The organism is Paenibacillus sp. J22R98 (assembly GCF_059383835.1).
In genome coordinates this window covers 21989-45837 of sequence record NZ_JBXENW010000012.1, presented here as the reverse complement: position 1 = coordinate 45837, position 23849 = coordinate 21989, and the positions used below count along the sequence as shown (strand labels likewise).

15 protein-coding genes, 3 pseudogenes and 1 riboswitch are annotated in these 23849 nt (G+C 55.0%); of the genes and pseudogenes, 7 read left to right on the top strand and 11 right to left on the bottom strand.

Features of this window, described 5'->3' with window-relative positions; translation table 11 throughout:
- Positions 1-258 precede the first annotated feature (258 nt).
- From AC50Y3_RS26470 to AC50Y3_RS26450, 5 genes and pseudogenes are all read right to left on the bottom strand, one after another.
- Positions 259-1218, bottom strand: a complete 960-nt coding sequence (locus AC50Y3_RS26470; protein WP_494821702.1) for an acetylxylan esterase — start codon at positions 1216-1218, stop codon at positions 259-261.
- Positions 1219-1248: 30 nt separating this feature from the next.
- A complete protein-coding gene (locus tag AC50Y3_RS26465; protein ID WP_494821701.1) occupies positions 1249-2469 on the bottom strand; it encodes an MFS transporter in 1221 nt (406 codons plus the stop codon).
- A gap of 261 nt (positions 2470-2730) precedes the next feature.
- Positions 2731-4068, bottom strand: a pseudogene (locus AC50Y3_RS26460) (Lhr family ATP-dependent helicase); the annotation flags it as partial.
- Positions 4069-4791: 723 nt separating this feature from the next.
- A pseudogene (locus AC50Y3_RS26455) lies at positions 4792-6489 on the bottom strand (helicase-related protein); the annotation flags it as partial.
- A 444-nt stretch (positions 6490-6933) separates the two neighbouring features.
- Positions 6934-7635, bottom strand: a pseudogene (locus tag AC50Y3_RS26450) (DEAD/DEAH box helicase); the annotation flags it as partial.
- Positions 7636-8322: 687 nt separating this feature from the next.
- Between AC50Y3_RS26450 and AC50Y3_RS26445 the strand changes: the two are divergent.
- On the top strand, positions 8323-8742 hold the full coding sequence (locus AC50Y3_RS26445; RefSeq protein ID WP_494821700.1) for a hypothetical protein: 420 nt from the start codon (positions 8323-8325) through the stop codon (positions 8740-8742).
- Positions 8743-8853: 111 nt separating this feature from the next.
- Here AC50Y3_RS26445 and AC50Y3_RS26440 read toward each other — a convergent pair whose 3' ends face one another.
- The 3 genes from AC50Y3_RS26440 to AC50Y3_RS26430 form a co-directional block, all read right to left on the bottom strand.
- Entirely contained in the window at positions 8854-9351 is a 498-nt protein-coding gene (locus tag AC50Y3_RS26440; protein WP_494821699.1) for a C40 family peptidase, read from the bottom strand.
- A gap of 4 nt (positions 9352-9355) precedes the next feature.
- Positions 9356-9515, bottom strand: a riboswitch (cyclic di-AMP (ydaO/yuaA leader).
- A 319-nt stretch (positions 9516-9834) separates the two neighbouring features.
- Positions 9835-10653 carry a hypothetical protein gene (locus tag AC50Y3_RS26435; protein WP_494821698.1) on the bottom strand — a complete coding sequence of 273 codons (819 nt, stop codon included), beginning with the start codon at positions 10651-10653 and terminating at the stop codon, positions 9835-9837.
- A 36-nt stretch (positions 10654-10689) separates the two neighbouring features.
- Positions 10690-12690 (bottom strand): M1 family aminopeptidase, encoded by a 2001-nt coding sequence (locus AC50Y3_RS26430; RefSeq protein WP_494821697.1) that lies wholly within the window; start codon positions 12688-12690, stop codon positions 10690-10692.
- A 254-nt stretch (positions 12691-12944) separates the two neighbouring features.
- On the opposite strand from AC50Y3_RS26430, the gene AC50Y3_RS26425 reads away from it, so the two are divergent.
- From AC50Y3_RS26425 to AC50Y3_RS26415, 3 genes are all read left to right on the top strand, one after another.
- Complete coding sequence (locus AC50Y3_RS26425; RefSeq protein WP_494821696.1) at positions 12945-13469, top strand: YwhD family protein; 525 nt, start codon at positions 12945-12947, stop codon at positions 13467-13469.
- Between the two features lie 174 nt (positions 13470-13643).
- Complete coding sequence (locus AC50Y3_RS26420) at positions 13644-15404, top strand: ABC transporter ATP-binding protein (RefSeq protein WP_494821695.1); 1761 nt, start codon at positions 13644-13646, stop codon at positions 15402-15404.
- Positions 15401-17242 carry an ABC transporter ATP-binding protein gene (locus AC50Y3_RS26415; RefSeq protein ID WP_494821694.1) on the top strand — a complete coding sequence of 614 codons (1842 nt, stop codon included), beginning with the start codon at positions 15401-15403 and terminating at the stop codon, positions 17240-17242. Before AC50Y3_RS26420 ends, AC50Y3_RS26415 begins: the two co-directional genes overlap by 4 nt.
- 103 nt (positions 17243-17345) lie before the next feature.
- Here AC50Y3_RS26415 and AC50Y3_RS26410 read toward each other — a convergent pair whose 3' ends face one another.
- The 3 genes from AC50Y3_RS26410 to AC50Y3_RS26400 form a co-directional block, all read right to left on the bottom strand.
- Positions 17346-18041, bottom strand: a complete 696-nt coding sequence (locus tag AC50Y3_RS26410) for an SDR family oxidoreductase (protein WP_494821693.1) — start codon at positions 18039-18041, stop codon at positions 17346-17348.
- 15 nt (positions 18042-18056) lie between these two features.
- Positions 18057-18512: a VOC family protein gene (locus AC50Y3_RS26405; RefSeq protein WP_494821852.1), complete on the bottom strand. Its 456-nt coding sequence runs from the start codon at positions 18510-18512 to the stop codon at positions 18057-18059.
- A 696-nt stretch (positions 18513-19208) separates the two neighbouring features.
- Positions 19209-21239 (bottom strand): transglycosylase domain-containing protein, encoded by a 2031-nt coding sequence (locus tag AC50Y3_RS26400; protein WP_494821851.1) that lies wholly within the window; start codon positions 21237-21239, stop codon positions 19209-19211.
- Positions 21240-21538: 299 nt separating this feature from the next.
- On the opposite strand from AC50Y3_RS26400, the gene speE reads away from it, so the two are divergent.
- From speE to AC50Y3_RS26385, 3 genes are all read left to right on the top strand, one after another.
- Positions 21539-22366 (top strand): polyamine aminopropyltransferase, encoded by an 828-nt coding sequence (gene speE, locus AC50Y3_RS26395; RefSeq protein WP_091225112.1) that lies wholly within the window; start codon positions 21539-21541, stop codon positions 22364-22366.
- A 19-nt stretch (positions 22367-22385) separates the two neighbouring features.
- On the top strand, positions 22386-23255 hold the full coding sequence (gene speB, locus AC50Y3_RS26390; RefSeq protein ID WP_494821692.1) for an agmatinase: 870 nt from the start codon (positions 22386-22388) through the stop codon (positions 23253-23255).
- A gap of 306 nt (positions 23256-23561) precedes the next feature.
- The gene (locus AC50Y3_RS26385; RefSeq protein WP_494821691.1) at positions 23562-23813 is read left to right on the top strand and encodes a DUF7667 family protein; all 252 of its coding nucleotides are present in this window, start codon (positions 23562-23564) and stop codon (positions 23811-23813) included.
- Positions 23814-23849: the final 36 nt, after the last annotated feature.

The following is a 23849-nucleotide window of genomic DNA, read 5'->3' as shown; positions in this document are numbered from 1 at the left end:
AAGGCGCAGCGGGTGGCAGAGGTTCTTCCGGGTAACCCGGTTGAACCCGGGTGTTATGGCAAATTCGAGCATGGCGGCGGCACAGCCAGACCACCGGTAAAAAGAGGCGTAGCAGCATGACGAGCCATCATGTTAACCGTACGAAACAGAGGCAAGAGGGATCGCTTCATTCTGCTCACTCCTTTAGGTAACCGTAGTCAGACTTACCTAAATTATAGCGGATTGAAGCAAGGCGTCCATCGCTATTTTTGACGGAATTTAGCGAAACTGCTTCTGCAGAAAAAGAATCCGTTCCCTATTGTGGTACTCGCCGATTTCATGGCCGCTAAACGGGTAATCGAAGATGACTTTCTCCGATGTAATCCGGTTGTAAACCGCATAGATCGTCTCCGGCAGACAGACGCCATCCTTCCAACCAACAGACATTAAGACGGGAACCTTGATGCGTGAAGCGAGATTGAGCATGTCATAGTGAGCCAGCGTGTGGAGAACAGGCTCCAGCTGCTCCGGATAACGTTTGAGATGTTGAGCAATTTCCGATAAGGAGCTGCCGGAGTTGAGCACGCCGTGATCCATATTGCACATGTTCGGAATGTCGGCGATGACGGCCGTTACTTTGCTGTTCAGCGCTGCCGAGATTAATGCGAGTCCGCCGCCTTGGCTGCCGCCGACCGAAGCGAGTCTGGCCGGATCAACCTCAGGCTGAGCAGCAGCGGCATCAATGGCACGTACGACATCGAGCGTAAGGGCGTGGTAGTACGAGCCTTCCGGCTCGAGCAGATTGCTGGAAACCCAGCCTTTCACCGAGCCGGCTTGCTCCGGCATGTAATTGCCGGTTTCGCCGCCTTGGCCTCTCACATCAACAGCGAATACGGCATAGCCGAGAAGCAGCCAGCTTGCGTAGCGTTCCGGATACCCGCGATCATCGGTATAGCCCGGGAAGGTTACGATACAGGGGAACTGCTCGTCTGCCTTTGTGTGAGGAGGGATGATAAACCAGCCGTGAATCGGCGTGTCATCGTAGCCTTTATAGGTAATTTTATCGACGGTAACGCCCGGGAAAGGGGATTCTTCGCGCACGCGCCGGAGCTCCAGCGGAATATCGTCGTATTTTTGCAAAACACGGTCCCAAAAGGAAGTAAGCTGATCCGGATCAATCGTCAGCTCAGCAGAACAATTCATAAGCTCGCGCTTGCGGCGAGAAATCGCGTCGTTCACAAGGATACGCCTCCAAGTCGGTATTGAGTATTATTTGTGCATCGTCATGAGTACAGAAGCAGTCGTTGAAGCAGATCGACGGGATGACAGAGAAGCCCAGAGAATAACAAGCAGCATTAATGCCGCCGTACCTGCGAAAAGCCAGCGAACCGCATCCGGACCATGCTGGTCGAGGAACCAGCCGGTTCCTTTAGGCAGCAGCGCGCCGCCAATACCGCCGCAAGCCATGAGCAGACTGGTCGTCCGTTCGGTCCTGCCGGGCGTTGCCCGGTTGGCAAACACAAGCGCGATCGCGAACATGCCTGACATCGTCAAACCGACGGCAAAAGCGAGCACGAATGCCGGTAATGCGGCGGTGAACAAGGTCATGAGGATGAATAGAACAGCAGTGATGATACAAGTACCGATCAAGTAGACCGAACCGCCCACCCGGTCGGCGATTTGCCCGGCAACCAAACGGCCGATGACCATCGCACCCCAGAAGAGGCTAAGCGCCAATGTAGCTGATGACTCCACGAGACCGTTCGTTTGAACAAGCAGGGAAGGCAGGTAGTGGATATAGCTCATCTCAAGACCCACATAAACGATGAAGAATACCGCGCATGCCACCAGAATTATGAGGGAGCGGGTTGTGAGCTTCGGTACTGCTCCCGCATGGGCTTGATGCCCGCTATGGCCGGCAATGCCTACCGATGAAGCAGGCTGATTCAGAACGGAAGGCCACCAGATCGACCACAATAAGAAGGTGACAGCACCGAGAACGCCGACAATGCCAAACGAAAGCTTCCAATATCCAGCCTCAATCAATGCTGCGCCCGCGAACGGGATTAGCAAAGCGCCGACGCCGAAAAAAGTTTCCACGCGGCTCATCGCCGTGTTGGCCTTTTCCCCGGATGCCCCGATAATAAAGGATCCTACGACCGCTTCCGTCATGCCAAGACCAACCCCGGCAAAAGGCGCAATCGTGAGCATCACCCACCATGGCGGCAGCAGTGTGTATAGGAATTCAGCTACCGTCATGAAGCCGATGGCGGACAGCAGCACCGCTTTTTTGCCAATCTTCCCGATGAGCCAAGGTGCGCACAGAATACCAACCATACCCCCGAGAAACTGATGCATGACGAGCTGACCGCCATCACCGTACTGTACGCCATAAGCGTGAACCATCGGTTCCATGATAGCGCCGATGACCAATTGACCGAGCCCGACAACCAGATAAGCGAAACAACCCAGATAGACTAACCGAGACATTCTCGTGCTCCTCACGTGATAGATTATTTCCACCATAACATATCTGGGAGAGAGGAACGATATGAAAATATAACGGTTTTCCATAACAAAATAACCTCCCTGCCCGCAGCATAGGTCTGCGGTAAGAGAGGTTTGTTTGTGTTTAGCGAAGGTTACTTGATTGCAGAAGATGCTAGTGCTAGCGAGGTTACTTGATTGCAGAAACAGAGACTGCTTGTATTTGTGACGGTTGATTGGTTGTGGAAAGAGAAGCTGCTTGTATTAGCGAAGGTTGCTTGGCCACAGCACTAGTGAGCGGTTATCGCGCTCGGCGCCCATGGCTCGCAGCATTTCTTGGGCGGCGGCCGATTCGGTTATCGGCTCCCCGTTCCAGCGCTCGATCTTGATCTTGCTGAGTCCGTGCTGGCGAAGCAGCATGCGGAAAATTTCTTTGAGCTCGGCCGTGCCGACGGTATTGCTGTTGCTGCTTGGTGGGGCGGCATCGGACGAAGACGATAATGAAGATAGGTCGACGATGTGGCGGCCGTTATTTTCGAGCCAGAAGCGCCATTGCCCGTGCTGCAGCACGAGGTAATTGCCGTTCTTGCGAGCGAATCCGGTGCCGCGTACGCTCGGCCAATCGGCAGCCAGGCCGAATGGATTGGCCGGGTCCGTTGCGGCGAGGACAGTGACGGCGGCATTGTCTTGGCCGGGCAGCGGCTGGCGGACCGAAGCGATCTGCTCGCGGCGCGCGAACTGCAAGGTTTGCACGCCCTGCACCAGCAGGCCGCGGGTTACGACGCCCCATTGCTCCAGCTGCTTGAGCATGGGCAGCAGCTCCTCCCAGCTGAATGGCGAGAGCTGGGCGACAAGATCCTTGGATACGATGCCGTAGCTGTCCAGCAAATGCTGCGTCCAGTGGAGCGCCGATTCCGACAGCTCGGAGGATACGGAGCGCAGCTGGGCGGCGTCGATCGGAGCGGCTAAGGCGCTGGCCGCAAGGTCGGGCCGCCCGGGATCGGCGTGCTGGCCGAGCTGAACGGGTTGGGCGGGCACGGCAGGCGCAACGGGCAAGGCTGGTCGGGCGGGCTGCTCGCTGAGCGGACCCGTCCAGTACCAGCGCCCAAGGCCGGAACCGGTGCGGGCGAGCTGCTTGCCCTTGGTCTGCAGCTGCAGACGCAGCGGCGCGAACTGGTCGTTCGAGACCGTGCCCTCCCAGATCAGATCGAGCAGATCGATCAGCAGCTCGGACGGTACTTTACCATAGTCGCGGCTTAGCTTAGTCAGGAAGCTGGCCCCGCCTTCCTGCAGCAGTGCAAGCAGGCGAGGATGTTTGGTGTTGTCGGCAGCTTGGACGGCTCGTGCGATGACAGGCGCATAGAGCGGCTTGGATTCCGAGAGGAAGAAGGCAATCTTGCCTTCTTTCTCGCTCTCTTCCTTGCGGCCGATCCAGATGATCTCGCCGGAGGCGCAGAGCAAATCCAGGTCATCCTTGCGATAGCCGATTACCCGCGAAGGGAACACAACGGACTCCCAGTGCGAAGCGGGCAAGAAGAAACCCTGCAGCCGCTCGATAACCATGCGCAGACCATCGATGCCGCTTAGCTGCGAGCCCGAAAGAGCATGCTGGAGCATGGACATATGCGTGCACCAACGAATGGGATCGATTGGCTCAGCTTGCTTTCGTGCTTGCTCCATGGTCAGGCGGATCAGGCGTTTGGCTACTTGCCGGCTCGTCCATATCCGCTCTTCATCGCCTTCGGCGAAAGGAGCGGGTTCGATCCGATCCAGCTGCAGCAGCACCTCAGGAATACGTGCTGTATCTGCTGGCGAAAGCTGAGGATAGCGCTCGCGCAGCTCCTCCTCGGTAAAAGACAGCCGGTGGTCTGCAAAGCGACCGGCAATAAAGGCAATGGCGCTGTCGCCCTTCGGGAAAGCAGCGTACATGTCCTGCTCTTCCGCGCATATCCAGCGGCGCTGCCCGCGGCCAATCGTCTGCTCCGCTATCCGACCTGCTTGCTGAAGAACTTGCAGCCATCCCGGCACCCCTTCACCGGCAATGGCGATAAGTTCTTCGGTCGACAGATCGCCGCGCTGTTTTAGCAACATATACAGCTCTTCGGCGTTTGACGGGACTTGTCGGCCGCCTGTCTCCAGCCGCTCCTGCTCCTTCTGTGCAATGCCGGGATCGACCGCTCGCTGAACGGCTTCCTCGCCGAAGAGCTGGCCGGCCAGCGATTTGCTTATACTGAGCAATTGGAGCTGGGTCGCTTCACTCAAGCCGTCGCCTTCGTAGAGCATCATATTGGCGTAGTCGGAGAGGAATTGAACGGCAAAAGGCGATGGCGCATGCGATTCCTTAACAAGCACCTCGATCTGACCTGCGGTAATGGCTTCGAGCAGCTGCTTCAGCCCGTTCGTATCGAGGTAGTCATGCAGACATTCCCGCATAGCCTCCTCCAGATAAGGGAACTGCTCAGCATAAGGGAGCGATTGCTTCAGCAGCTCTTCGCAGCGCAGACGCTTTTGCCACATTGGTGTACGCGTGAAGCTGCGGGAGAGAAGAAGCGACGTCTCTGCGATACGACGGAAGGACAGTCCGAGAAACGGTGAGCCCGTAATCGCCTCTGTGAGGAGGGACTCCACGCTGTCGGCCGTAATTTGCCACAGCGTCTGCAGCCAGGAGGCATCCCAATCGGGCACTACAAGCTCGATGCCGTTGTCTTTGGCGTTGCCGTACATCGAATAGGGCAGCAGCCGCTGAAATTGCCGTTCGATTGCGAGCAGCCACGTTCGGTTAATGCGTCTGCCGAACGGATTATGGATAATGATGCGCGTCTGGTTCATCAGATCGCGATAATGCTCGATAATGATCCGCCGCTCGGTCGGTAATCCGAGTGCGTGATGCTGGGATTGGACGAGCCCGATCAGCTCAGAAGCAGCATAATGATCAAGTCCATATTCCGCGTCGAGCCAAGCGATGGTGACGTCTTCCCGTGTTTTTTCCAGCTCGGAGTCGCTTTTATTAGTGGGGTCATCCAGTGCCAGCCTAGTGGATAGCTGCTCCAGAAAATGGCCGAGCTGAATGCCGACCTCGACACTTCTGCTGGCATTCTCCGCCTGCCAGAACGGGATCTCGCTGAAGCGGTTCGGTGCTTCTTGGACATATACGCGGTCGTTCTCAATGCTGCTAATCATCCAAGAGCTCGTGCCCAGCTGAAACACGTCCCCAACACGGCTCTCGGCAATATAGGTTTCATCAAGCTCGCCTAAATGAGTGCGGCTGTCAGCATGATGAACAGGATAGGCGGAGCTCTGTGGAATCGTGCCCGCGCCGGTGATAGCTGCCATAGATGTATTGGCCCGCTTGCGAAGCATATCAGTGCTGCGATCCCATTCCATTAAAGGCCGTGCAAATGGGTAAAATCCCGACAGCACCTTGAGCGCCGCTTCCAGCCGCTCTCGCGGGAAGCTGCGGAAACATTCGCTTTGTATGACGAGTCTGTATAACGCATCTACCGAGATATCTTCCGCCGCCACGATGGATGTCATATGCTGCGACAAGACATCGAGCGGCTCTCGCGGCAGGGTGATCGCTTCGATGTCGCGCCGCCCGATGTTGCGGCAGAGCACAGCCGCCTCCGGCAGCTCGCTGCGTGATCGCGCTATGATAAAGCCGCGGCTCACGTCGCCAACGGCGTGGCCGGCGCGGCCGATTCGCTGGATGCCCGCGGCAGCCGCTTTAGGCGAGTCGACCTGAATCACGAGGTCGACATGGCCCACGTCAATGCCGAGCTCGAGCGAGGAAGTGGCGACGAGGCAGCGCAGCTCGCCGGCCTTGAGCATGCGCTCGACCTCGAGCCGCCGCTCGCGCGAGAGGCTGCCGTGATGCGCGCGCGCCAGCTCGTAACCGGCGTGCTCATTGAGCCGCAGCACCAGCCGCTCGCACATGCGGCGGCTGTTCACGAACAGCAGCACGGAGCGTGCGCCTTCCATCAGCGCCATCATCCGCTCGATGATGGGCTGCCACACGCCATCGCGCGTGCGGGCAGGGCGGCTGAGGTCCGGCATCGTAACCCGGACCTCTATGGATTTGGTCATCGTACTCTCGACGATGACCACGGGGCGCTGCGCGTAGCCGAGCGGATGCGCCTGCTCGGGCTCGTCTTGCCGCCCGGAGGCGAATGCGCCAATAGCCTCGCCGCCATCTCGCGATGCATCTCCGCTATCGGCTACGTCCGCACCAAAACCGCCGCGCTGTGCCGCACCTATGCTATCGCTCGCACCGAGCCCGCCACTGCTCTCCGAATAGCCATCGCCCGCGGCGAGCCCGTCACTCCGCAAGGCATAGCCATCGGTCGCACCGAGCCCGTCACTGCGCACCGCATTGCTTTCGCCCGCACCGAGCCCTTCGCTGCGCCCCGCACTGTCTCGTCCTACATTTTCTCCAGCGCGTGCACCTGCGCCAAACCCCGCGCCGGCCGCCGGCTCCCATCCGCCAAGAAATCGCGCGACCCGCGACAGCGGCTTCTGCGTCGCAGACACGCCGATCCGCTGCACGGGCTGCGCCGCGAGCGCGGACAGCCGCTCCAGCGAGAGCGACAAATGCGCGCCGCGCTTGTCGCCGGCAAGGCTGTGGATCTCGTCGACGATAACGGTCTCGACCGTTCCGAGCATGCTGCGACCTTTGTCCGAGGTGAGCAGCAAATAGAGGGACTCCGGCGTCGTCACGAGCACGTCGGGAGGGCGCCGAGCCATGCGGGCACGCTCACTTGAAGGCGTATCGCCGGTCCGTACCGCTGAGCGGATGCCCGGCCATGTCTCAGTCGCGTCGTCGCTTTCGCCACTTTCAAACCGCTCAATGTCCTCCATAAATCCAATCAAATGGTGCTGAATGTCATTGTTGAGCGCTTTTAGCGGCGTGATATACAGCACACGGACGCCTGCCGAGAGGGCTTTACCCCGTGCGGCAGCAGCCAGCTTGCGCTGAGCAAGCCGATTCAAACAGGGCAGCAGCGCTGCCAGTGTTTTGCCCGAGCCGGTTGGCGCGGCAATCAGCGTATGACGGCCTTCCACAATGGCGGCCCAAGCTTCCAGCTGGACAGGCGTAGGCTCGCCGAACGTATGCCCAAACCAACCGGCCAGCGTCTTATGAAATCCCGCGAGCGCGGGAGAAGAGAGTGACATAGCGAAACCTCCTTATCTATGAAAACTTAAACGTATAATTCCATCTCCAGAAGACGTTAGCAGCTACTTTTAACGGTAAAGCGCACCTCAGAGCCCTTTTTTCAGCAAACGAACTCGCTAAAAAATTCTAACGAATCCCACAGGTCTTATTTCGGCCAATAATCACGATATAAAAATCTAACGAATCCTACAGGTCTTATTTGGCCGGAAACTGCCCTTTTCCAGCCCAATTCACCTAAATAAGACCGCTAGGATTCGTTAGAATCGAAAAGTAGCGATTTTCCCTAAAATAAGACCTCTACGATTCGTTAGCGTGCAACCACTGCATTAACACGGAGGACCACTGCCGCTGACCCCGGCCCGGAGCGCCGTCCAGGCGAACAGCAGCCCCACTGCAATGAAACGACCTTCTCGGCACTCAACCGACGAGCCAGCGCCTTTCGCCCTTTCGTCCGTACCAGCCGTCACACCGACGCCTTCCCATTCTCTCGGCACTCAACCGTCGAGCCAGCGCCTTTCCCCACGGTCACGCCGACGCTCATCCCCATCTCTATCATCCTACTATTCATCATGAGTCAATCGATTCCTCTTTAGACAGTCCCCACCGGTTGCGGCTGCAAAAATCGGTCATTTGTTAGGCTTCGTTACATAAACTTAAAAAAAGAACCCATACAGGAGGAATCCGGCATGGCAGGATGGCGGGACAGCTTAGAGAATCGGCGAGCAGAGTGGAAGAAGCTAGAGGTGGGGTTAACCGATACGTTGGCGGGACGGCGTGTGCTGCGGGTGACTGGGCCGAGAACGCCGCGTCTGACAACGCCGGTGACGAAGGCGGTTCGTCAAGAGGAGCTCAAGGCAGTAGCGGATACGTTCGATGCGGGGCTTGCTTGCTTCTGCCTCGGTGAGCTGCCGGCAGGTGAGCGTCAAAACTTTCTCGAAGCCTGGCATGAGCGGCTTGCCTCAGGCGCGATCGTCGTCATGGCCGATCGCCGGAGCGAGGGCTGTGCGACGCCAATCGAGCTGCATGATCTCTTTGCGCCGCTTGGCAGCAAGCTCGATATCCAGGTTGGCCGAACGTTCTGGTGGGTGCGCTACTTAAGGCGGTAATCCCGAATATCTTATAGTGAAACAAAAGAAGCCGCAGATGCTTGTCCCGAAGGACGAACAGCTGCGGCTTCTTTTGTGCTCACACAGGCACCTAGGCAGGTGCAATCAAACTTACTCGTCGTCGCCGCCATCTGCTTCGTCAGAAGGCTCGTTCGCGTATTTCTCATACGTTTCCGGGCTCATCACGCGACGTGCTGTAACGTACCGTTTGGAATAGTAGGAATCACTTAGTGCGCTGATGGTCACACCTTTGCTGCTGGAGGAATGTGCAAACTTGCCTTCTCCAACATAGACGCCAACATGCGAGATTCCTTTGCCTGTCGTATTAAAAAATACGAGGTCGCCGGCAATCAAATCCGCTTTCGCGATTTTCTTGCCCAGCTGTGCTTGCGAACGGGATGCATGCGGGATATCCACGCCGAGTTTATTAAACACGTACATGGTGAATCCGGAGCAGTCAAACCCTTTCGTTGTCGTGCCGGTGTACACATAAGGTGTACCGATCAGATCTGAGATGACCCCATCCATTTTGGATTGCGCGAAAACGCTTCCTGTTTGAAAAAGTAGAAGCATCGCCAGTCCGATCAAAAGTGCAGAAATCTTTTTCAAAACGGGAAACTCCTTCCAGTGCCTACGAGGTTAGCTGTGGGGTTCGGTTGAAGGCTCCCTATGATCACCTCTGGCATTCCGCGGCTCGCTTTGCGGATGTCGGGATCAATTCACCCAAGATGGTTCCCCCGTTTCCCGTGATGGGAATTCGGCAAAATTTTCATTTCTAGGCATAATTATTCGATCATTTTCTTCCTTCTCCTTCCTAGTTCACAACTTGTTCACAAATTAAAATTATTAGAATGCAACCTTTTACCTCTCATTTTCGTATAGCGGCCGCTGGTTTGAGCCGTTTTGGGTCTCGCTCACCACCGCGCTCACGCGCAGCCCATCCCTGCAAAGCATGTCTCATCTTGAATAAAGACGCATGTCAAAAAAACCCGCTCTGTCGAGGGGTTTGTCTTTTATATGCCAGTTATTAGTTGAAAAAGAGACCGTCCCACTGCCATTAACATGACATGGTGGGCGGCCTCTGCGCACGGATTAGACTTGTTTCGACTGCCAGGCGTCGTACTGGGCGGCTACCGTCCACACCTTCATGATGGTTCGGATTAACTGGTAGCCTTGATGCAGGATAAGTGCCAGCAAACCTGCCCAAAGCAGCGAGACGGAGGCAATGGTCATGCTAAGCACGGCTCCGATGGCCCACATGAGAAGGGAAATGCCGGCGAAAGGCAGGAAGTTCGCAATACATGTCCATAAGGACCGGAGGGTGCCGGTTCCGGCGACCGCTCCGAACTGCATGGAGAGGAAGAGCAGGTGGATCAGAACCGCCCAAGCGAGCCAAGCACCCGCCCACGGACCTGCATGCTGCGCAAACTCCAGCAGTGAATTGCTTGCCAGTAGTTTTGTTAAAGCCCGAGGCAGCAGCCAGATGGCCGGGAGGAGCGTGAGCGTCGTCTCCACCAAGTAGAGCAGCGCTACCGGTTTCCAAGCCGCTCGAATGCCTTTTAGAAATTTTGTTCCGTCCGCGTCCGTCACATGATGGAGAGAGTGGAACAGCCCTGCATTCAGGAAAGGGGTGATCACAATGCGCCCAGCCAGCAGCCCGCAGAAGAGCCAGATGTATGGGCGGATCAGATCGGTCTTGATGAGCTGGAACTGCGCCTCCGTCATGAAGAGCTGAACGGCCGTCCCGCTGCTGCCGATGCTGTCCGGGAACCTTTTTAGAAGCGGCACGGTAATGCCTTCGATGGTTCGATAGAGGAAGAAGCCCCATATCAGCTCATATAGAAACAACATAATGATAATGTAGAAGTGCTTAACGGTCAGTCGCCAGCCTTGCTTCATGTGCGTTCTCATTTATCATCACCTCCCAGATCATTTTTACGAGGCTCGTCACCATGCGATGGAAGCAAAAATACTCTCAATCAGCTTGGAGACGCCGACACTCCAGCGTGTGCGTGATTTCTCAGCTAGCTCGGCTTTCATAAAGTTGTTGATATGCTTGTTGTCGAGCACGTTGTCGTTGTGCGGATCGACGGCGGCCCATAGCAGCTTGGAGGAATGGACGATTTTATATTGAATGTGGGATTCTCGGCCATCCCACACTTTAGGCATCAGCGTTCCGTCGGCAAAATGGAACACCACCGACACCGGCCCGGAGCTGCCGCCTGTCTTCTTAATGAGCACAACCGATTCATACTGTGTCTCATTGCCTTGTTTCACCGGACGTACGTGAATGGAAGCGACCGAGTAGTCGGACATTTCATCGCCGTACACGAAATGACTGAAGTAATCGTTCCACTTCGTCTTCGTTACGGATTCTACGACACGCTGGAAGTCGGCGGTGGAAGGATGCTTGAATTTATATTTTTGGAAATAAGTCCGCATGATCTTACGCATTGTCTGTGCGCCTACTTGTTTCTCAATGCCGAAGAGCACAAGCTTCGCGCGCATGTACACATTTTCCGCGTAGTGATTGTTGCTGTGATACGACCAGGACAGCTGCTTCAGCGGGGCCGGGTTCGTCATGTAGCTTGCTTCCACCGGCAAATTCGGCTCCACGCCATACTCGCTTTCCATCACTTTGTCCTCGGCATAGGAGGTAAAGCCTTCGTCGAGCCATGCCTCTTCGAATTCATTGGAGGCGACCATGCCGTACCAATATTGATGGCCGATCTCGTGGACGACCGTTCGCTCCAGATCGTAGCCGGGGTTATCGTTGTCTGCGGAGAATGCGGTAATCAGTGTCGGATATTCCATCCCGCCCGCACCGTTGCCGCCTTTAGGCGGAACTACGACAGAGAGCGTGGTATATGGATAAGCGCCGTACCACTGGGCATATTTGGCGAGCGCGGACTTGGCTGCGTGCATATAGCGGTCCTTGAATTTCGCGTGCAGGGGATCCAAGTAGAGCTTGATTCGAACGCCCGGAACGCCGTCCGTGGAGAATGGCTCCTCCGCATAGACGAAATCCGGTGAGGCCGACCAGCCGAAATCATGCACATCATCGGCGTAGTATTGGTAGGTTTTGCGCCCATTCGCTACGACGGAAGGTTTGGTTTGGAAGCCCGTTGCCGCTACTTTATAGCTGTCAGGGACGTTAATCTTCACGCTGTAGATACCAAAGTCGCTGTAGAACTCCGAGTTGCCGTGGTACTGATGAATGTTCCAGCCCTCGGCTGCTCGGCCGCGTGTGCCTGCTGTTTCGTAAACGCACAGCTTCGGAAACCATTGGCCGGCCATGATGAAGTTGCCGGAATAGCCCATCCGCGCGAATACCTCGGGGAGCTTGACCTCAAATTTCATGCGAAGCGTAACGCTCTTGCCCGGTGCGACAGCGTTGGGCAGCCGCAGCTTGGCCAGCGTTAAGTCATTGGGATTGTTGTCGTCTGGCTGCACATAATGCAGGCGCGGGAGAAGGCTGTAGCCTTCAGTCGTCTCCAATGAGAGCAGGTTCATATAACCGATGCTGTCCGCAGTCGCTTTATCATTTCGGAGCTGACCGCCGGACTCTTTCATGAAGGTGGTGTCTTTGGAGCGGAAGGCGTTCGGATACAGATGAAAATACATCTCGGACACCTGCTGCCTGCCGGGGTTTGTCCATGTGACAGACTGCTCCCCGATCAACATATGCGTATCCTCCTGGAGTTTCACATCGATGTGGTACTCCGTCACCCGTTTGCTGAGCGCAACCGGCTTTGGCTGCATCACAATATCGGGCTCCGGCGCGGTGGACGGAGCAGCAGGCTTCGGCGCCGTGTCTTTCTTGGCAGGAGCGGAGGCGTATGTATATTGCGAAATCCAGGCATCTCCGAACCCTTGCCTTGCCGTTAAGCCGAGAATCACGGCGACGAGGGCAAAGAGTAGAAAACGTTTGGCGTGACGTGGATTCATTGAAAGATTCCCTCCCGTTGACAAGCATCTAAAGCATGTATATGTTTGCTTTTCCGAGATTATTAGCTAAAATGGAATTAATGTGCGGACAGGCGCTAAAACCGCGCCGGACGTGGAATCGCAGCGTTTTGGAAATCTCAGGAAGGATAGAATATCGATATCCTTCTCTGAGATTTCTTCGGAATGAAACGAGCCGCGCCACCAGACGGACGGCGACAGCCGGTTCACCTTGGAGATGGGAGTTGAAGCGTAAGATGAGTGAACAAGAGAAAGATCAACAGCCCGTGGAGAAGAAAGAGAAGAAGTCTCTCTCTTTGAACGTGGTGAGCAATAAGGAACATAAGGGCTTTGGTGCAGGGACGATTGACCTGAGCAGCGTATCCTGCGTCATGATCGATAACGGCGAGGCTTACATTGATGTAGGTGCGATGCATGCGAAGAGCAAGATCGAGAAGGGGATCAAATTCAGCACGAACAAAGAGGATGTGCCTAACGGCCGTCTGTGCTGGATCGTCTGGGTTGCCGTCGACCGCAATGAAGAAGGTTCATTCTATGCAGGGGCTACTGCTTGCCCAATGCTGGTGGACACGGAAGCACGCAGAGGTTGGAAAATCCTTGCGCAGCACGTAAACAACTTGGACTACGCGATCAAACGCCGTTTCGTGCTTGATGAGCTTGGAACGGACGAGAAAGCGGCGCTTAAGAAGCTGCTCGTCACCAACAATCAGGAGTGGTGGGACCGCTCGCCGGATAAGTTGAAGGAAGCATTGGACGTTTAATGTAAATCACGTAACGCATGACAAGCACTTTTGCTGCCGAATAGGCCGTTTTGCCGTCTCTCTTATGTGGAGAAGGGTGAAGCGGCTTTTTATTATTCTGTTGTTTCGAAGAGCATCCTAATTATGGTATAGTCGAATGACAGAACATTTGTTCTAAAATTAGGGGGAACTGGAATGAATTTACCGCGCGAATCGCGCAATCATTATTCGGAGCTGCTCCGGCGCTATCTGCTCCCGCAGAAGCGGACATTAATCGGCCTTGCCGCACTTCTTTTCCTTTCGATTGGCTTACAGCTGATCAACCCGCAAATCATTCGTTTCTTTATTGATACCGCACAATCAGAAGGCAGTATGAAGCCGCTTCTCATCGCGGCCTGCCTGTTCATTGGCTTTTCCCTCGCTCAAGGGGTGGTGTCGGTCGCGGCTACCTATTTCAGTGAGAACGTAGGCTGGAAAACAACGAATGTACTGCGCGGCGACTTGGCTGCGCATTGCCTGTCGCTGGATATGCCGTTTCATAAGACGCATACATCAGGGGCTATTATTGAACGGGTAGACGGTGACGTAAATGCGCTGGCGAATTTCTTCTCCAGCATGATCATTAATTTGGTCGGCAACTTCCTGTTAATGGTGGGCATCTTGGTTCTGCTGTTTCGGGAGAGCTGGTTGATCGGCACAGGCATGACGGTGTTTGTGATTCTGGCGATTCTGGTCATTCAGCGTATACGGAAGATGGCTGCGCCGCTGTGGAAGGACTGGCGGCAAGCGAATGCCGATATGTACGGCTTTATCGGCGAGCAGCTGGAAGGAACCGAGGATATTCGGGCCAATGGGGCATCCGGGTTCGTTATGAATCGCTTCTACGGCATGCTGCAGCGGATGCTGCCGCTTCGCGTGAAGGCTTTTCTCGGCTTTGGCGCGATGTGGAGCACGACCATCGTGGTTTTTGCATTAGGCAATGCAATGGCTTTCGCAATCAGCGCGTATCTATGGAAGGCGGGCTCGATTTCGATCGGTACGGTGTATTTGATTTTCTATTACACGGAGCTGCTCGCTAAGCCGATTGAGAAGATCCGCACACAGATGGAAGATTTGCAGAAAGCGGACGCCAGCATATCGCGAATTCGGGCTTTGTTCGAAACGCGCTCAGCTCTTGTGGACGGACCGGGTGCTACGCTTCCCGCGGGCGCGCTTGGCGTAAAGTTTGATGAAGTTACCTTCAGCTACGAGGATGGTACGGGCGAGCCTACGCTGGATCGGTTGGTATTGGATTTGAAGCCCGGCGAGGTGCTCGGCTTGCTCGGCCGGACGGGGAGCGGGAAGTCGACGCTGGCCCGGCTGCTGCTTCGGTTTTATGATCCGCAGGAAGGCAGCGTCTCCTTGAGTGGGACGGATATCCGCCAGCTGAAGCTAAGTCAGCTTCGCAACCGTGTAGCCATGGTTACGCAGACAATTGAAATTATGGAGGGCACGATCCGGGATAATCTGACCTTCTATGATGAGGCTATTCCGGATGAGCAAATCATTGCCGTATTGCATCAGCTTGGGTTAACGAACTGGTATGAGGCGATGCCGGAGGGGCTGGACACCAGGCTTGCTTCCGGCGGCGGAAGCCTCTCTGCAGGAGAGGCGCAGCTGCTCGCTTTTGCCCGCGTCTTTCTGACGAATCCGGGCCTTGTCATTATGGATGAAGCTTCGTCACGGCTGGATCCGATGACGGAGCAGCGCATTGAACAGGCCATCAGCACGCTGCTTGCGAACCGTTCTTGTATTATCATTGCGCATCGATTGGCTACCGTACAGCGGGCTGACAGTATCTTGATTCTCGAGAATGGCCGCGTCATCGAAGCAGGCAGCAGAACGGCGCTAGCAGCCGATCCGTCATCGCGTTTCAGTGCCATGCTGGCGACCGGTCTTGAGGAGGTGCTCGTATGACGACTTTTCGATTTCTGATGGGGCTCATTACGTACCGGACATGGCGTTACGTCATTAATGCGACCGCTTGGACGGTCATTTACATGGTGCCTATTATACCGGGGCTTATTACGAAAGAGTTCTTCGATTCGCTCACAGGTGACGCATCCCTGAAGATGGGCACTTGGGGCATTATCGCGCTGCTTCTCGCAGCAGCGCTCGCGCGTGTCGTTCTAATCATTGTCGGGTTTATAACCGACGTCAATTTTCGATTCCGCATGGGGATGATGCTGCGACGCAATATGCTGAAGCATGTGCTGAAGCAGCCCGGTGCGCGCGCGATTCCCTGCTCGCCGGGAGAGGCAATTAGCTATTTCCGCGATGACGTGGAGCAGTCCGAGGAAGCGGCTAGCTGGTCGGTCGATGTGTTCGGAATGACCTGCTTCGCGCTCGTCTCCAGTTATATTCTGATCGGGATCGACGCGCAAATGACGTTGCTTGTTTTTGTGCCGATCGTTATCGTTATTGCGGTTGCGCAGCTTGCGACCTCAAGATTGCAGAAGTACCGCGCGGCGAGCCGCGAAGCGACCTCCAGGGTGACGGGCGCGATTAGCGAGATGTTCGGCAATGTGCAAGCCATTCAGATTGCCGGTGCAGAAGAACGTGTCATTGAACGGTTCCGGAAGTTTAATGATACGAGGCGCCAAACGATGCTGAAGGATAAGCTGATGGGCGAGGTGCTGGATTCCATCTTTACGAATTCCGTGAACCTTGGCATCGGACTCATTCTCTTGCTGGCTGGTCAGAAGCTGCGCGGAGGCACGTTCACCGTCGGAGATTTCTCGTTGTTTGTCTATTACTTGACGTTCGTAACCTCGATTATTACGAATGTGGGTAAGTTCATTACGTATTTCAAGCAGATGGGCGTGGCGCTGGATCGGCTTAAGGGGCTGCTTCAGGGCGCGCCTGCCGGTGTGCTGATCCTGAAGGAAGGGCTGCGGTTAAGTAAAGGCAGCGCATCGAAGGAGAATTTATCGGTGGGTACTGCGGCAACCGATAAGGCGGTTGTTGAACCGCTGCGTTCCCTGGAAGTCGAAGGGTTGACCTATCGGTTTCCGGAGACGGGCAGAGGGATCGAGGATATTCGGCTTCAGCTGAAGGGCGGCTCGTTTACTGTTGTGACCGGCGCGATCGGCTCTGGAAAAACGACCCTTGTCCGCACGCTGCTTGGGTTGCTGCCTATGGATGAAGGGAAGATTGTGTGGAATGGAAAGCCGGTTCGCGATCCGGGTACCTTCTTCACACCGGCAAACAGTGCTTACTCGGCACAAATTCCTCGTATGTACAGCGATACGCTGCGCAACAATATATTGCTCGGTCAACAGGAGCAGGGGGATGACTTGCAGCAGGCGATCCATACTGCCGTGATGGAGTATGACCTCGATCATTTGCAGAACGGACTGGAGACGCTGATCGGTCCGCGCGGCGTGAAGCTCTCCGGCGGTCAGATGCAGCGGACGGCAGCCGCGCGCATGCTCGTGCGCGACGCACAGCTTTATGTGTTCGACGACGTATCGAGCGCGCTCGACGTCGAGACCGAGCAGAAGCTGTGGGAGCGGCTGTTCCAGAGCAGAGGCGATGCCACCTGCCTGGTCGTTTCGCACCGAAGAGCGGCATTGACGCATGCCGATCATATTATCGTCATGAAGGACGGCCGCATCGAAGCGGAAGGGACGGCCGAAGAGCTGCTGCGCACAAGCGCGACCTTCCAGGAGCTGTGGAGCGGCGACGAACGGACGGCGGATGCCGTCTTGCCCGCTGATGCGACGGAAGGGTTAGCGCTTCAGCCCAAACTCTAAGAAAAGCCTCTGCAGGTACGGCGTGTTGCCGTAGCTGTAGAGGCTTTTTTGTGTGGTGAATACAGGTGGGCCGTATAACTAAACTGCAACGACGCCGATCCGGCTAGATCGGCATTTCTTTTCCTGTGTAGTCTACGAATTGAAACCGGAGTTCTTCCGGGACAATGCGGCGCTCCAATAGGGCGACGATGCCACGGGCGCTGGCATTCGGGTCAGTCGGGGCGTTCTCGCCGCCCATATCCGTCTTCATCCAGCCCGGGTGAATGCTAAGCACCTGAATATGGCGTTCTTTCACATAGCGGTGAAGCTGCTGCGAGAACATATTGAGCGCCGTCTTCGAGATGCTGTAGGGATAGTCGCCGGGATAGGCGTTCGAAATGCTGCCTGCTTCGGACGAGATATTCAGGAGTGCGCCATTTGGTTCCGTAAGCAGAGGCAGAAAATGCTTCACGACCCTCATAGGCCCGTACAAGTTAACCTCGAATGCTTGCGCAACGTCGCTCATATCGAGCTCTTCTATTTGAGTGTTGCGGGCATTAAGGATGGCAGCGTTGTTGATGATCGCGCCTAGTGATCGGCCTTCGCGCTTCAATGCGGAGGCGAGCCCAGCAACACTCTCTTCGCTGGTAACATCGAGCTCGGCTATAATGAGCCGGTCCCCATACGTCGCGCTAAGTGTCGCCAGCTTGTCGCCGCTCACATCGCGAACCCCGGCAATCACGGCATGTCCGCGCTCAAGTGCCTCGGCGGCAATCGCTAAGCCAAGTCCGCGGCTTGCGCCGGTTAGTAGTATATTCATGTGCCCTGATCACTCCTATTTATCGTTCTCGAGCAGCTCCACGAGTACCTTCAGTGCTGGGATAGTATCGATATAAGCATATCGTCCGCCGGTATATTCGCCCTTCTGCTGAAGCGGAAAACCCTTGCCCTCCAGCAGCATGACTTTCTCCTTCATACCCTCAATTTCAAAAGCGATATGATGAGGTCCTTCGCCATGCTCGTCCAAATAGTTTCGCCACGTGCTCGGATGTTCGTCCGGTTCGATCAGTTCAAGCTGCAAGGATCCCATATCAATAAAAGCAAGCTTAGCGCGCGCAACGGTAGGTGCACCGTTAAACTCCGTTTGCGCCTTATCCAGCGTGTCGGTAATGATAGCTTGCGGCTTCTCGATCCCAAAAAAATCCGCATAAGCCTGACTCACTTTGTCGATATCGTTGACGAGTATGCCGATTTGCGTAATGACTTTATTGCCGAGTAGTCCTGACAACAGCGAACACATCCTCTCCATAGTTGGGAAGCTAGACATAGACTCTTACACAATTTTCCACAACACTTACACAGCTATCTTATCCAATCGGCAAAATGAGTGTCAATTCCCATTACCCTCACTCTCGTGCTTAGTCTATTGTGGTATCCAATGCAATAGTGAAAGAGTAGCTACCAGGGCCACACATTGGTTGGAAAGTAACGAAATTAGCTCAAGAGTAGCTTCTAAGGTCATACACCTGTGGGAAAACGCAGAAAGTAGCATAAGAGTTGCTTCTAGAGCCACACATTCTACTGACGGATGATATCCCAATGTACGGTAACAGTTACCGTACATTGGATATAACACGGCCATTTAGCTCGAAGAGAGGAACAGGTTACCGCACATTGAGTGGAATTCGTGAGTTTGGCTCATGAGAGGTATTGGTTACCGTTCATAGTTTGGAGTAGTTAGGTAAGATGCGCGCGTAGAGGTCTACATGTGAGTAAAGCGTGAGTTTTCGTGCAATGAAGCTAATGAGGAGATCTACATAGGAGGAAATTGAGGTTTTTTATCCAAAGAGGCACACGTGGAGAGCTACATCACCTTCCAACGCAAGAAAAGGGTTGCCTCACATCATCCAAGAACGTTGGATGACGAGGCAACCCTTTTTCAATTTAACCTGGTTCCATCGCGACTAGCATTTAGACAGCTGCGGCGCTAATTCGACCACCAGCGCTTGAGCTGCTTCCACCAGTGGCGCGTCTGCTCGGCTTGTGCGCCGCCGTCCGGCGAAGCGGAGGCATCGCCTTCGCCGTGCACGCCGCACACTTCCACCGGCTCGGTGCCGCTGACGAACGATTCGAGCCGCCGGTCCGGGCAGGACTTCCCGGCGAGCTTGCCGCTCTGCGGGTCGATGTAGACGGATACGACGCCATCGGGCAGCGGGAAGATCTTCGGCGGAATGGCGGACAGCGCCGCTTCCGTATACGAGGCGAAGATCGGCGCGGCGCGGCGAGCTTCCACAGGCGTCAGCTTACGGCCCTTGTCGTAGCCGACCCATACCGCCGTAGCCAGCTCCGGCGTATAGCCGACCAGCCAAGCATCCGTCGCGGTTGTGCCGGTTTTGCCTGCGACGGGGCGCTTGATCATCGCCGACACGCGGTTGCCGGTTCCGCCGGTTTCGAACACGCTCTCCATCAAGCTGGTGAGCACATACGCATGCGCGGCATCTACAACGGTGGAGGAAGTAGGCTGTGCTTCATACAGCACCTCGCCTTTGGCGTCCTCGATCCGCAAGATCGCCGTTGGCTCCATGCGAATACCACCATTAGCGAACGCGCTGAATGCGGATGCCATCTCGAAGGGGCTGACCGGGAACGTGCCAAGCGCTAAGGAAGGCACCGGCTTCATCGGGCTCTCTATGCCAAGCTTCCGAGCCATGGCGATGACCTTCTCCGGTCCGACGGTCATGATGGAATTGACCGCATAGATGTTATCGGAGCTCGCGATAGCCTGACGCATATTAATGAAATCGCCCACGTATTTGCTGTTGTAGTTGCTCGGCGAATACGTCTTGCGGCCTTCATCGTAGGTGAAGATCGTCGGCGTGCTTTTGAACTGCGAAACAGGCGTCAACACGCCTTCCTGCAAGGCAGTTAGATACAAGATAGGCTTAAAAGCCGACCCCGGCTGCCGCGTCTTCGCGAAGACGCGATTATACTGGTTGGTCTTATAGTCGCGACCGCCGACCATCGCTTTAATATAGCCGGTACGCGGATCGACGGAGACGAGCGCAGCCTGCTGCTCGGAATCCGCCGGGATACCGGCCGCGACCGCCTCTTCCGCCGCACGCTGCGCATCGGGATCCAGCGTCGTATAGATGCGAATGCCGCCCTCGCTCATGGTCCGCTCATCGATGCCAAGCTTATCGACCGCCATATACCGCACATAATCGCGGAAGTACGGCGCGGTCCCGGCCTGCTTGCTCGTTCCAAGCGGCACGAACCGCAGCAACTCAGCACCCGCCGCTTCCGCATCCGGCTGCAGCAAAATCCCTTGGTCCACCATCGTTTGCAGGATGGTGCGCTGCCGGTCCTTTGCATTTTTCATATCCATATAAGGGGAGTAGTATTTGGGGCCTTTCGGAATGCCCGCGAGCATCGCGCTCTCAGCTAAAGTGAGCTCCGACGCGTGTTTCCCATAATACAACTCCGCTGCAGCTTCAGCGCCATAGGCACCGTGGCCGTAGTAGATTTGGTTCAAATACATGGCCAAAATCTCATCCTTGGAGTAATGCATCTCCAGCTGAATCGTATACATCGCTTCCTTCAGCTTGCGCGACCAGGTTCGCTCATGCGTCAAATACAGGTTGCGGGCGAGCTGCTGGGTCAGCGTGCTTGCTCCTTGCTTGCGCGACATGTTTTCAACGTTAACGACCGCCGCACGGGCCATCCCTTTCATGTCGAAACCGAGATGATCGTAGAAACGCTGATCCTCAATGGCGAGCGTCGCCTCTACAAGATAGGGCGAGATTTGCTTCAACGGCACCGATTGGCGATTCTCGCCGGCATGAAACGTGTCGATGATATGGCCCTGCGCGTCGAGCATTTGCGACGTTTGGCTGATCGCCGAAGCGGGGAGTGCCTGTTCCCGCAAATAAAAGAGGAAGCCGAAGGCACATATGAACAACAGCAGTAACGCAGCACCCGAATAAATCAGCCACCTTTTGACATGCTTCAGAAGCGGCATCCATTTTTCCAATTGAATAGAAACAGGCAGTCGACGCTTCATAACGCCGCCCTGCCTGAATATAGGTTTCAACCATCTTTTCATCTGCAAGTCTCCTAACCGAAAGAAAGTCCGCTTTATCCAACTAGTATGGAAAACAATGGGACACCCTATTCAGAAAGAGGGTTTGCGTAATATGAAATTTTTGTGCGGAGCTGGCAAAAGGTTGCTTTTTCCCCCCGTTAACTTATAATACAGATTGAAACATTGGACCATATGATCAATAGCACCACTACATAAACGAAAGTAGGGATTTAGCAATGGAATTGTGGTACACGGAGAAACAGACCCCGACTTATGGGATTACGATGAAAGTCAAAGAAACCTATGTCAGCGAACAAACGGAATTCCAACAGCTCGATATGATTGAGACGGAAGAATTCGGCACGATGCTTGTTCTGGACGGCATGGTTATGACAACGGATAAAGACGAGTGGGTTTATCATGAAATGGTTGCTCACCCTGTTCTATACACACACCCGAATCCGCGCAAAGTGCTTGTTGTTGGCGGCGGCGACGGCGGCGTAATCCGTGAAATCCTGAAACACCCGAACGTGGAGAAGGCTGTTCTGGTTGATATCGATGGCAAAGTAATCGAGTACTCCAAGAAGTACCTTCCACAAATCGCATGCGGTCTGGACGACCCTCGCGTAGAAGTAATCGTGAACGATGGCTTCATGCACATCCACGATCACAAGAATGAATACGATGTTGTTATGGTTGACTCCACGGAGCCGGTTGGCCCTGCGGTAAACTTGTTTACGCGCGGCTTCTACCAAGGGATCTACGATGCACTGAAGGAAGACGGTATTTTCGTAGCGCAAACGGACAACCCTTGGTTTACACCTGAGCTCATCTCGAACGTAAACCGCGATGTGAAAGAAGTGTTCCCGATCGTTCGCGTATTCTGGGCTAACGTGCCAACGTACCCAAGCGGCCTGTGGACATTCACAATGGGAAGCAAGAAATACGATCCGCTTGAAGTGGACGAGTCCAGCATCCCGGAAATCGACACCAAATATTACTCCCCGCGTCTGCACAAAGCGGCTTTCGTTCTGCCGAAATTTGTGGAAGACCTGGTGAAGTAAGAGGAGACCAACACAACCTATGAAACTCGATCAAAAATATTCCGGCAATGTGTTTATCCTTAGCTCGGATGACTATAACACGTCCAAAGCCGTTATTTACGGTATGCCGATGGACTTTACCGTATCGTTCCGCCCAGGCTCCCGTTTCGGCCCTCCGCGTATTCGCGAAGTGTCGATCGGTCTGGAAGAGTACAGCCCGTACTTGGATCGCAGCCTGGAAGATATCGAATATTTCGACGCAGGCGATTTGCTGTTGCCTTTCGGCAACGCGGCTCGCTCGCTGGAAGTGATCGGTGAATTCGTTCGCGGCGTATTGGACGATGGCAAAATGCCCGTAGGACTTGGCGGCGAGCATCTCGTATCGTGGCCGATTTTCCAAGAGGTGTACAAGAAGTATCCGGACATGGCGATCATTCACTTTGATGCCCATGCGGATCTGCGGGAGTCGTACGAAGGCGAACCGCTTTCGCACTCCACGCCGCTTCGCAAAGCAGCCGGCCTAATCGGCGGCAAGAACGTTTACCAATTCGGTATCCGTTCCGGTTCCCGCGAAGAGTGGCAGTTTGCACGCGAGAACATCAATTTCTTCCCGTTTGAAGTGCTTGAGCCTTTGAAGAAAGTACTGCCTGAGCTCGAAGGCCGTCCAGTCTATCTGACGATCGACATCGACGTGCTGGATCCATCGGCAGCGCCGGGAACGGGTACGGCAGAAGCAGGCGGTATTACGTCGAAGGAATTGATCGATGCGGTACACGCGATCGCGCGTTCCGGCGTGAACATTGTGGGCTGTGACCTTGTTGAGGTTGCGCCGGCCTACGACCCTACGGAACAAACACAGATCGTCGCGGCGAAAGTCATCCGCGAAATGCTGCTTGGCTTTATTAAATAATAACGAAGGACGGGAGCGACGCTCCCGTCCTTTTTTGTTAGCCCGATAAATGAGCGGCTTAGCGCAGGGGGACGAGTTGCGGAATGTTTGCCGTCTTGTTCTTCAAACAGCGGAACCCGCTCTATTCTCCATACTAAATCAGGCTTCTTCTTTTTCGGCGGTCAAGTTTCCGAGTGTCGGAATCAGCTATAAAATAACATGAAAGCACCTTCGTTTAGAGTACTACCGTATGCCCGCCGGCTTAGGGCTTCATTTTTTGGTCATAATGAATAGTAGTATTCTAACAATTGAGGGGGCGAGCAAGTTATGAGCTTATTGCCAATTCACGAGCGGCTCGCGGAGCTGTGGACGGTTCGAAGCAAGAGGCCGCTCTCGGCGGAGGAGCTGGCAGACTTTGAGCATTGCTTGGCGGTGAATGCGATGATTTGCCGGCAAGTTGCTAATTTGTACAATCTCTCGCTGCTGGCTTCGATGACAGGCGATACGGAGTGGCAGCACGACATATGTCGCAAAATCGAACGATTGACCGGAACGCCGCCTGCATCGCCCCAGCTCTAGATGGGGCTTGATTAAAATGTCTCTTTCTGGTTTCCT